Source organism: Bradyrhizobium sp. USDA 4449 (genome assembly GCF_054056275.1).
Map to the genome: position 1 here is coordinate 5,772,730 of NZ_JBSRYD010000001.1, position 11,586 is coordinate 5,784,315.

The following is an 11,586-nucleotide window of genomic DNA, read 5'->3' on the forward strand; positions in this document are numbered from 1 at the left end:
GCGTTTCGCAGGTGCGGGACTGTCCCGCGGTTCCGCGCCCGGCTAGTATTGCTTCCAGGTTTTGCAGAAAGCATCACGCTGTGAACGAGTTGGATCAACGCCTCCCGCCGTCTGCCCGCGAATCGGCTAATCCGGCCGCGCGGCGGCGGCATGTTCTGCCCGGCGGGGGGTGGATGTGACACAGCGGGTTCCGGCCGTTGCCGTCAGGCAATTCCTTGGTCGCGCGTTCCGCACGCTGCGAGCGGTCGCAGTCGTGTGCCTGGCGTCGAGCTCGGGCGCCTGCGTGCTGACCCAGGACCTTCCCGATCCCGCGCTCGATGTCCCCGCGCAATACAAATATGCCGGCAAGACGGATGCGCCGCCGACTCTGGATTGGTGGCGCGGCTTCCGCTCGGCGGAGCTGACACAGCTGATGGAGGAGGCGCAGACCGTCAACCTCGATATCGCAGCCGCGGTCTCGCGCATCGTCGAGGCCGACGCCCAGGCGCGGCAGGCCGGCGCGGCGCTGCTGCCGAGTTTGTCGGGCAGCGGGCAGGAAACCTATTCGCGCACCTCGGGCTCGAGTTCGTCGGGCCTGACCAACGGCGGCCGCGAGGTCGTCAACTACTCCGCGTCGCTCAGCGCCAGCTACCAGCTCGATTTCTGGGGCCAGAACCGCGACGCCCTCCAAACGGCGGAGGAGACCGCCAAGGCCAACCGCTTCGACCGCGACACCGTCGCGCTGACGACGCTCGCAGCGGTCGCCAATGCCTATTTCCAGGTGCTGTCGTCGCAGGATCGGCTGCGCACCGCCCAGCGCAACATCGCCAGCGCCCAGCGCATCCTCGATGCCATCCGCGAGCGCCGCAAGGCCGGCACGGGTACCGATCTCGACGTCGCCCAGCAGGAGAGCGTGCTGGCCAATCAGAAGGCGCTGGTGCCGCCGCTGCGCCAGACGCTCGACCAGAACAGCAACGCGCTCGCGGTGCTGGTGTCGCGTCCGCCCGAGAGCGTCCGCCTTGCGGGTGGCTCGCTGGACAGGATCGCCATCCCGCGCGTGACGCCCGGGCTGCCGTCGGAGCTGCTGACGCAGCGGCCGGACATCCGCCGGCAGGAGGCGCAGCTGGCCTCCGCCACCGCCAATATCGGCAACGCCCGCGCGCAATTCTTCCCGACCATCCAACTCACCGGCAATGGCGGCTACCAGAGCTCGGCACTGGTCTCACTGTTCCAGCCGCACGCAGCGTTCTTCCAGCTTGTCGGCAGCGCGACGCAACCGATCTTCGACGGGGGCAAGATCCTCGGCAATTTCGAATATGCCAAGGCGCGGCAGGAGGAATTGCTGCAAACCTACCGCAAGACCATCGTCCAGGCCTTCACCGACGTCGACAACGCACTATTTTCAATCAAGCAGACCACGATCAAGCTGCAATTGCAGCGCGATGTCGTCAACGCCTCGCGGCGCGCCTTCGATCTTGCCGAGCAACAGCTGCGCGCCGGCACGGCCGATATCGTGACCGTGCTCAACACCCAGCTGACGCTGTTCCAGGCCGAAGACACACTGTCGCAAGCGCAGCTCGCACGCCTTCTCGCCATCGTCAGCCTGTATCAGGCACTCGGCGGCGGCTGGGAGCCGCGAATGGAGAAACCGGTCAATGCTCTTTAAGCCGGATATGAAGGACAACGCGAAAGACGGGACGGCGAAGAAGTCGCGCGGCCGCGGCTTCGTCATGACGCTGATCACGCTCGCGATCCTCGGCGGCCTCGGTTATCTCGGTTGGTCCGTGATGCATCAGCAGCCGCAGCAGCAGGCGAACGGACGCGGCCAGCAGCGCCCCGATCTGCCGGTGCCGGTGCTGGCGGCGACGCCCAAGGTTCAGGACGTGCCCGTCTATCTCGACGGCGTCGGCGCGATCCGCGCGCTCAACACCGTCACTGTCCGCTCGCAGGTCGACGGCAAGCTGATCGCGGTGAATTTCACCGAAGGCCAGGACGTCAAGAAGGGCGACGTGCTGGGTGAGATCGACCCCGCGCTCTACCAGGCGACCTACGACCAGGCGGTCGCCAAGAAGGCGCAGGACCAGGCCCAGCTCGCCAACCAGCGCATCGACCTGACGCGCTACGAGCAGCTGGCTGCCTCCAATGCCGGCTCCAAGCAGCAGGCCGACACCCAGCGCGCGGCGGTCGCGCAGACCGAGGCGCTGGTCAAGGCCGATCAGGCCGCGATCGACAATGCGGCCGCGACGCTGAGCTATACCAAGATCGTGGCGCCGCTGTCGGGCCGCGTCGGCCTCCGTCAGGTCGACCAGGGCAACATCATCCACGCCTCCGACACCACCGGCCTGGTCGTCATCACCCAATTGCAGCCGATCGCGGTGTGGTTCAGCCTGCCGCAGCAGCAGATCATGCGGGTCAATGCCGCCGCGGCGAAGGGCGCGCTGTCGGTCGACGTGTTCGGCAATGACGGCGTGACCGTGATCGACACCGGCAAGCTCACCGGCATCGACAACCAGGTCGACCAGACCACGGGCACCCTCAAGCTCAAGGCGGAATTCCCCAACGCCAACTACCAGCTCTGGCCGGGCCAGTTCGTCAATGTCCGCCTCAAAGTCGAAACGCTGAACCAGGCGCTGGTGGTGCCGACTTCTGCGGTGCAGCGCGGACCGATCGGCACGTTCAGCTATGTCATAGGCGAGGACAACGTGGTTACGGCCAAGCCCGTGACGGTGACGCAGCAGAACGAGCATGATGCAGTCATTGCGAGCGGCCTGACGGCGAACGACAAGGTCGTTACCACGGGCTTTGCCAATCTGTCCGATGGCTCCAAGGTCATCATCGGCCGCGACGAGCAGACGCCGTCGGCCGACCTCGCCCCGCGCAAGCGCACGCGCGCTCCGCAGGCTGACGGGAAGGGCGGTCAGGCCAAGGATGGCCAGAAGGATGGCCAGAAGGATGGCCAGAAGGACGGACAGGGCAGGGACGGTGAATTCCGCGCCAAGCGGAAGAGCAGCGAGGGCGATCAGAAGGGCCAGACTGGGCCTGCGCCGGGGCCGGGGGCTCAACCATCGGGGGCTCAACCATCCGGATCTGGAGCCAAGCAGCCATGATCCCGGCAACAGCCGCCTGAGCGGCAGGCGCATCACATGGGTGTCTCCGAACCCTTCATCCGCCGTCCGATCGCGACCTCCCTTCTTGGCATAGCGCTGCTGATTGGCGGGCTGCTGGGTTATTTCGCGCTGCCGGTCTCGGCGCTGCCGCAGGTCGACTTTCCCACCGTGCAGGTATCGACGCAGCTGCCAGGCGCGAGCCCCGACGTGATCGCCTCGCTGATCACGGCGCCGCTGGAGCGGCAGCTCGGCCAGATCCCGTCGCTGACGGCGATGAACTCGACGAGTTCGTTCGGCGTCAGTCAAATCTCGCTCCAGTTTGATCTCAACCGCGACATTGACGGCGCCACCCAGGACGTGCAGGCCGCGATCAACGCCGCTGCCGGCGTCTTGCCCAAGACGCTGCCTTATCCGCCGACTTACGCCAAGGTGAATCCGGCCGACGCGCCAGTGATGACACTGGCGCTGCGCTCGGACACGATCTCCCTGCGCGCGATGAGCGACATCGCCGACACGCTGCTGGCACAACGGCTCAGCCAGATCTCCGGGGTGGGGCGCGTCTCGGTGCTTGGCGGGCTGAAGCCGGCCGTGCGCATCCAGGCCGATCTGGCGCGGCTTGCCGCCTACGGCATCGCGATGGAGGACTTACGGGCCGCGATCGCCAACGCCAACGTCTCCGGTCCGAAGGGCTCGCTCGACGGGGCGCAGCAATCCTACATCATCGCGGCCAACGACCAGATCGCCGCCGCCGACGCCTACAGGCCTGTTATCGTCGCCTACCGCAACGGCTCGCCCGTGACGATCGGCGACGTCGCGCAGATCGTCGACGGGCTCGAGAACGACCGCACCGGCGGCTGGTACCAGGGCACGCCGGCCGTCATCATCGACATCCAGCGCCAGCCCGGCGCCAACGTCATCGATGTCGTCAGCCAGATCCGCGCCGAGATCCCGAAGGTGCAGCGGGCGATTCCGGCCGGCGTCAAACTGACCATCGTCTCCGACCGCACCGTCACCATTCGCGCTTCCGTCCATGACGTGCAGTTCACGCTCGTGCTTGCCGTCGTGCTGGTGACGCTGGTCGTGCTGCTGTTCCTGCGCTCGCTGCGCGCAACGGTGATTGCCGGCGTGGCGCTGCCGCTGTCGCTGATCACGAGCTTCGGCATCATGTATTTTGCCGGGTTCAGCCTCGACAATCTCTCGCTGATGGCGCTGACGATCGGCACCGGATTCGTGGTCGACGACGCCATCGTGATGATTGAGAATATCGTCCGCCATATGGAGAACGGCGACAATGCGATGCAGGCGTCGCTGAAGGGCGCCAGCGAAATCGGCTTCACCGTGATCTCGCTGACGGTGTCGCTGATCGCGGTGTTCATCCCGCTATTGTTCATGTCGGGCCTCGTGGGACGCATGTTCCGCGAATTCGCGTTGACCTTGACCATCGCGGTCGTGACCTCGGCGGTGGTGTCGCTGACGCTGACCCCGATGATGTGCTCGCGGCTGCTCAAGCACGCCCACGAGGAACTGGCGGTGCCGGGGCTTGCCGCCATCAGCCGCTTCATCGACCGCACCGTCGAATTCTATCGCCGCACGCTGCTCGTGGTGCTGCGCCACCAGCGCACCACGCTGGTCGTCACTTTTGCGACGCTGGCGGCAACCCTCGTTCTCTACGTCGTCGCGCCAAAGGGGTTTCTGCCGCTGCAGGATACGGCGTCGATCACGGCGGTGACCGAAGCCGGGCCCGACGTCTCCTTTGCGGAGATGCAGAAGCGGCAGGCCGAGGCTGCCGACGCTATCAAGGCTGATCCTGACGTCACAGGCGTGGTCTCGGTGATTGGCGCCGGCTCGGTCAATCCGACCACCAATGTCGGGCGCCTCGTCATGACGCTGAAACCGCGCGGCGAGCGCGTCGACGATGTCGGCGTGGTCATTGCGAGGTTGAAGGACAAGGTCTCCGGCATTCCCGGCATGACCGTCTATTTCCAGCCGGTGCAGGACGTGCAGATTTCGACCCAGTCGAGCCGCTCGCAGTACCAGTATACGCTGACAGGTACCGACGCGACGCTGGTGTCGGAATGGGCCCGCAAGCTCGTCGACGAGATGCGGCGCGATCCCTTGTTCCGCGACGTCTCCTCGGAAGCCCAGGAAGGCGGCCTGCGCGCGCAGCTGGAGGTCGACCGCACCCGCGCCGGCCAGCTCGGCGTCAGCCTGCAGGCCATCACCGACACGCTCAACGACGCCTTCGCGCAGCGCCAGATCTCGACTATCTATGGCCAGGCCAACCAGTACCGCGTGGTGCTGGAGGCGTTGCCGATGTACCAGCGCGATCCCTCGATCCTGTCGAAGCTGTACTTGCCGGGCGGCGCCAGCTCCTCCGCGGTCGGTGCGCCCAATGCCCAGGTGCCGCTCGACGCGGTGGCGACGTTGAAGCGCACCACGGCGCCGCTGGCGATCTCGCACCAGGCCCAATTCCCGGCGATCTCGCTCAGCTTCAATCTCGCGCCGGGCGCGGCGCTCGGCGATGCCGTCGATGAGGTGAAGTCGATCGAGACTCGCATCGGCATGCCCAACAGCATCGTCGGCGTCTATGCCGGCGATGCCGCCGAGTTCGCCAAGGCGCTGGCCGGCCAGCCCTGGCTGCTGCTCGCCGCCGTGATCACGATCTACATTGTGCTGGGCGTGCTCTATGAGAGTTACATCCACCCGATCACGATCCTCTCGACGCTGCCGTCGGCCGGCGTCGGCGCCATCCTGGCGCTGATCCTGTGCGGGCAGGATCTCTCGGTGATCGGCCTGATCGGCATCATTCTCTTGATGGGCATCGTCAAGAAGAACGCGATCATGATGATCGACTTCGCACTCGAAGCCGAGCGCGGCCAGGGCATGCCGGCCCACGAAGCCATCGTGCAGGCCTGCCTGTTGCGCTTCCGTCCGATCATGATGACGACGCTGGCCGCGCTGTTCGGCGCGCTGCCGCTCGCGATCGAGAGCGGCACGGGCGCCGAGCTGCGCTTCCCGCTCGGCATCTCCATCATCGGCGGCCTGCTGCTGAGCCAGTTGCTGACGCTCTACACCACGCCCGTGATCTATCTCGCGCTCGACCGCATCAACCGCCGCCTCGAGCAGGCGCTGCCGCCGCCCGAGCCCGAGGCGCCGACGGCCGGCGCGACCGAGGGGATGCAGTGATGGCGTCGATCTCGGAGCCCTTCATCCGCCGCCCGGTCGCGACCACGCTGCTGTCGATCGGCCTGTTCCTGCTGGGGGGCGTCGCCTACGAGTTCCTCCCCGTGGCCTCGGTCCCGAACGTCGATATCCCCGCCATCTTCGTCTCGGCGAGCCGCCCCGGCGCCGATCCTTCGGTAATGGCCGCAACCGTCGCCGCGCCGCTGGAACGGCGGCTCGGCGAAATCGCGGGGATCAACCAGATCACGTCGACGAGCTCGCTCGGCACGGCGAACATCCAGCTCCAGTTCGACATCGGGCGCAACATCGACAAGGCGGCGCGTGACGTGCAGGCCGCCATCAACGCCGCGCTGGTGGATTTGCCCAGCGATCTGCCGGCGCTGCCGCGCTTTCGGAAAGCGAACACGGCCGGCGCGCCTGTCTTCGTGCTGGCGCTGACATCCAAGACACTGTCCGCCAGCGCGATCTACGATGTCGCCGACACCGTGCTGGCGCAGCGCATCTCGCAGGTACCCGGTGTCGGCGACGTGACGGTATCCGGCGCGGACCAGCCGGCGGTGCGGATCCAGCTCAATCCGGTGGCGCTGTCGAATGCGGGAATCGCGACCGACGACGTACGGACCGCGATCATCAACGCAAACCCGCTAGGTCCGGTCGGAATCTTCAACGGCGAACGCCAGAGCGAGACGCTGTCGCTGAACAAGCAGATGCGCACCGCGCAGGAATTCCGCGACATCGTCATCAAGAGCTCGGGCGGCAACTTCGTCAAGCTCTCCGACGTTGCCGAGATCGAGGACGGCGTCCGCAATGCGCGCTCGATCGCCTGGTTCAACAAGCAGCCGGCGGTGCTGATCCAGATCACCAAGCAGGGCGACGCCAACGTCATCGACACCGTCGACCGGGTGAAGGCGCTGATCCCCGAGCTGAAGCAGTGGATTCCGGCCGGTGTCGACGTTTCCACGCTGGTCGACCGCACCTCGACGATCCGCGCCAGCGTCATGGACATGCAGTGGACGCTGCTGGCGACCGCAGTTCTCGTGATGGTCGTGGTGTTCGTGTTCCTGCGCCGGGTGACGCCGACCATCGCCGCCGGCATCTCGGTGCCGCTGGCGTTGGCCGGCACTTGCGCCGGCATGTGGGTCGCCGGCTTTTCGATCGACAATCTGTCGCTGATGGCGCTGGCGATCTCGGTCGGATTCGTGGTCGACGATGCCATCGTCATGATCGAGAACATGTTCCGCAATCTCGAGCACGGCATGCGGCCGATGCAGGCGGCGCTGGAGGGCGCCAGGCAGATCGGCTTCACGGTGGTCTCGATCAGCCTGTCGCTGATCGCGGCGTTCACCCCACTGATCTTCATGGACGGCATCGTCGGCCGCCTGTTGCGCGAATTCTCGCTGACGCTGACCTTCGCGATTCTGGTCTCGACCCTGGTGTCGCTGACGGTCACGCCGATGATCTGCGCCCATTATGTCAGGCAGACCACGTCGGGGTCCGCCACGCTGTTCGACCGCCTGATCGAAGGCTCGCTGTCGCGTGTCGTCGCGTTCTACACCCGGACCTTGCGCGCCGTGCTCGAGTTTCCGCTGCTGACGCTGCTGGTGTTCTTCGCCACCATCGCCCTGACGGTGGTGCTCTACATCAAGGTGCCAAAGGGCTATTTCCCGACGGATGATTCCGGCTTCGTGATCGGCGCGACGCGGGCCTCGGCCGACATCTCGTTCCAGTCGATGCTGACGCTGCAGCAGCGCCTCGCCGACATCGTGATGCAGGATCCGGCCGTGGCCGGCATCGGCTCGACGGTCGGCAGTGGCGGTGGCCCGGGCGGCGCGACCTCGAACCGCGGCGTCATGTACATTAGCCTAAAGCCGCCCGAGGAGCGCGACCACGTCTCGACGCAGGTCGTGATCGACCGGCTGCGGAAGGCACTGTTTCCCGTGCCCGGCATCCGTCTCTTCATGTTCGCCGCCCAGGACGTCCGCGCCGGCGGCCGGCAGAGCGATTCGAACTATCAATACACACTGTCGAGCACCGACCTCGACCTGCTGCAGAAATGGGCGCCGATCGTGGCCAAGCGCATGGAGACGGTCGAGGGCATCACCGATATTTCCAGCGACCGCGATCCCGGTGGACTTCAGCTGACATTGAACATCGATCGCCGCAAGGCCGCAGCACTCGGCGTCAAGGTCCAGGACATCGACAATGCCTTGAACAACGCCTTCTCGCAGCGGCAGATCTCGATCATCTACACCCAGCGCAACCAGTACATGACCGTGCTGGAGATCGATCCGAAATTCCAGGTCGATCCCTCCAACCTCGAGCGCATTTACGTCGCCGGCGCTGGTGACGTGCAGGTGCCACTGTCCGCCGTGGTGCATGCGAGCCGCGGGCTCGCTGCGCTCGCAGTCTATCATTCGCAGTCGGTGCCCTCGACCACGGTGTCGTTCAACACCTTGCCTGACGTGGAGCTCCAGGCTGCCACGCAGAACATCCAGCGCGCGGTCGACGAATTGCACATGCCCGAGGGCATCCGCGGCAGCTTCGACGGCAACGCCGGTGATTTCGCCAAGACCAGCGGTCGACAGCCGCTGCTCATCCTTGGCGCGCTGGTGGCGATGTATATCGTGCTAGGGGTGCTCTATGAGAGTCTCGCTCATCCGCTCACGATCATCTCGACGCTGCCCTCGGCGGGTTTGGGCGCGCTGCTCGCGCTGCAGATCACCAATACGCCGCTGACGGTGATCGCCTTCGTCGGCATCATCCTCTTGATCGGAATCGTCAAGAAGAACGGCATCATGATGGTCGACTTCGCGCTCGATGCCGAGCGCCAGCGCGGCCTGTCCTCTGCAGAAGCCATCTTCGAGGCCTGCCAGGCCCGCTTCCGCCCGATCCTGATGACGACCATGGCGGCGCTGTTCGCCGGCATTCCGCTGGTCATCGCGACCGGACCGGGCACCGAGCTGCGGCGCCCGCTCGGCATCACCATCATCGGCGGTCTGTTCGTGTCGCAGGTCCTGACGCTCTACACCACGCCCGTGATCTACCTCCTGATCGATCGCCTGCGCCGGAGATCCGAGCCACGCGCGCTGGCAGCACCGGCGGAATAGGCGGGTTGTTGAACCACCATACGAAGCGTATAGCGGCGATCATGTCGAACCCTGAAACCACGGCCGCCGTGGCCGAGCCGATTCCCGAATGCCCGCACTGCCGGAAGCCGATGCCGCTCTGCATCTGCGACAGTGTCACGCCCATCGAAAACAAGCTCTCGCTCCTGATCCTGCAGCATCCGCAGGAGCAGGACAGGGCGCTCGGCACGGCGCGGCTGCTGGCGAAGCATTTTGAGGATGCCACCGTGCGGGTCGGCCTGTCCTGGCCGAGCCTGTCCAAGGCGCTCGGGCATCCGATCGAGAACGCCTCGCACTGGGCCGTGCTGTATCTCGGCTCGGCGCGCGCGGCCGACCTCGATGTCGACGGCGAGATCGTCGCACTCAACCGCAAGGGCGAGGTCGCGGACAACCAGCGGGCCATTCTGGGAAAGCTCGAAGGGGTGGTGCTGCTCGACGGCACCTGGAGCCAGGCCAAGGCGCTGTGGTGGCGCAATCCCTGGATGCTGAAATGCCAGCGCGTGATCCTCAATCCGGCGCACCCGTCGCGCTACGGTCGCCTGCGTCGCGAGCCACGCAAGGACGGGTTATCGACCATCGAGGCGGCGGCGACATTGCTGGCCGGGCTCGAGCGGCGCCCCGATATCGCCGAGACGCTGAACGCCAGCTTTGAGCGGCTGTTGACACGCTACCGCGAGGTTCAGGCCGAGATGCCCGAACTCGCGCCGAAGCCGGCACCGAAAGGCCGCCGGCGCGATTTCCGCCGTGGCAAGAAGGGTTGAGCGGCGCGGCTGGTTCTCGACGCTCTCCTCGTCCTCCTGCGGCACCGCATCGGCGGCGGAGGGCGGGAAGACGCTGTCATAGATCGCGCGCGCCTCGCGAATGAGGCGAGCCCGTTCCAGCTCGGATTTCGGGGTAAATCGGACGATCTCGCCCACGTGCTCTCTCCGGCGCTCGTTTGTCGGGACTGCATCCTCGGCTGAAGCGACGATTATGCCAGACGACCTGAATCAGGAGTTTCCGCGGGCCCAGAGGTAAACACGGTGACACCACCCGCGCGGCAGAGTTCCGGCGGCACGGCGAGGCCGGTGCAACGGTTGATTTTATGCTGGCATATCAGGGAGTTGTGATGGAGGCCACGACCAGAATTGAACTGGTGTACACGGTTTTGCAGACCGTTGCGTAACCACTCCGCCACGTGGCCTCAACGAGGGCGGAGCAATATAGGGGATCAACAGTTTAGGCAACCCCGCAGGCCTCGCGCTTGACGCCGAGGCCTCAGCCGGCGGCGTGCCAGCCTTCCGGAAAGGGCAGCAAAGGCCAGGCGCCCTCATTGTCGTTCGCGGCTTTGAGAGTTTTCTTGAGCATCGCATCGAAGCTCCACCAACGGTGCACCAAGTCCTCCTCCGGCGCGGGCGCAAAATCTTCATGAATCAGGGCGTTGCGCACTGCATCCAGCATCAGGTTGAATTCGGCTTCGCTCATCGCACCCTCCGGAACGCGGATGGCGCACGGTCGCAAAGCCGGCTTGTGTCCCGATTGAGCCGATCGTTCGCTTTTTAACGATCGGACCATCACGCCCGTTTTGGTTAGCGATTTCTGAAAGATCCCCGGGAAACGCGGGAGTCCCACGGGAACTCCAGGAGGCCTCCGGGTGACGGCCAGTGTGAAGGAGATCACATCGCCCGCAATTTGTTCCTACTACCTCTGCCGTACCGGCCAACGCGGGCCCGGCGGTCAGGAGGAGAGTGGTCATGAAGGCGAGATTCTTGCGGTCTGCAGGTGTGAGAAGCCGGGCGCGTCGAGCCTCGACCGTTGGGCTGTTCCTGACACTGTTCGCCAGCACCGCCCAGGCACAGCAGGGCACGCCGGAGCAGCGGCGGGCTTGCACCCCCGACGTCTACCGGCTCTGCGCCGGCGAAATCCCGAACGTGCGTGCCATCACGGCCTGTCTGCGGCGTAACCGCTCGAGCTTAAGCGAAGCTTGCCGCACCGTGTTCGACCAGGCCGGCGGTTGAGCAGCCCCTGTGGATTTGTGCGCAGCAAGTGCTTTGCTCGATCGGCACAAATTCATCCGAAAGCCGCTGTGGATATGCTGCGGACAAGCTGTTGAGCGGCGGGTACCAGGCGCAGATCGGACAAACCATCTGATCACATCAGACGAATTCACGACGGCGCGCGCGCCGTGGATCGTCTTGCGGCGAAACCAACCG

The 11,586-nt window shown here is 65.6% G+C and carries 7 protein-coding genes and 1 tRNA gene; 6 read left to right on the plus strand and 2 right to left on the minus strand.

Translation table 11 applies throughout. From position 1 onward, the window contains the following. Positions 1-169 precede the first annotated feature (169 nt). From ACVIIW_RS27055 to ACVIIW_RS27075, 5 genes are read left to right on the plus strand one after another with little or no spacing between them, the layout of a single operon-like run. A complete protein-coding gene (locus ACVIIW_RS27055) occupies positions 170-1,645 on the plus strand; it encodes an efflux transporter outer membrane subunit (protein WP_456703530.1) in 1,476 nt (491 codons plus the stop codon). Beyond that, the gene (locus ACVIIW_RS27060; protein WP_456703531.1) at positions 1,635-3,086 is read left to right on the plus strand and encodes an efflux RND transporter periplasmic adaptor subunit; all 1,452 of its coding nucleotides are present in this window, start codon (positions 1,635-1,637) and stop codon (positions 3,084-3,086) included. The genes ACVIIW_RS27055 and ACVIIW_RS27060 overlap by 11 nt, the downstream gene beginning before the upstream one ends. 36 nt (positions 3,087-3,122) lie before the next feature. Beyond that, positions 3,123-6,272 (plus strand): efflux RND transporter permease subunit, encoded by a 3,150-nt coding sequence (locus ACVIIW_RS27065; RefSeq protein WP_456703532.1) that lies wholly within the window; start codon positions 3,123-3,125, stop codon positions 6,270-6,272. Continuing rightward, positions 6,272-9,376, plus strand: a complete 3,105-nt coding sequence (locus tag ACVIIW_RS27070) for an efflux RND transporter permease subunit (RefSeq protein WP_456703533.1) — start codon at positions 6,272-6,274, stop codon at positions 9,374-9,376. The genes ACVIIW_RS27065 and ACVIIW_RS27070 overlap by 1 nt, the downstream gene beginning before the upstream one ends. A 41-nt stretch (positions 9,377-9,417) precedes the next feature. Beyond that, entirely contained in the window at positions 9,418-10,155 is a 738-nt protein-coding gene (locus ACVIIW_RS27075; RefSeq protein WP_456703534.1) for a tRNA-uridine aminocarboxypropyltransferase, read from the plus strand. A gap of 348 nt (positions 10,156-10,503) precedes the next feature. Here ACVIIW_RS27075 and ACVIIW_RS27080 read toward each other — a convergent pair. Together ACVIIW_RS27080 and ACVIIW_RS27085 are read right to left on the minus strand one after the other, a co-directional pair. Next, positions 10,504-10,577, minus strand: a tRNA-Cys gene (locus ACVIIW_RS27080). 74 nt (positions 10,578-10,651) lie between these two features. After that, a complete protein-coding gene (locus tag ACVIIW_RS27085) occupies positions 10,652-10,858 on the minus strand; it encodes a hypothetical protein (protein ID WP_456703535.1) in 207 nt (68 codons plus the stop codon). A gap of 269 nt (positions 10,859-11,127) precedes the next feature. Between ACVIIW_RS27085 and ACVIIW_RS27090 the strand changes: the two genes are divergently transcribed. Next, complete coding sequence (locus tag ACVIIW_RS27090) at positions 11,128-11,391, plus strand: hypothetical protein (protein WP_456703536.1); 264 nt, start codon at positions 11,128-11,130, stop codon at positions 11,389-11,391. Positions 11,392-11,586: the final 195 nt, after the last annotated feature.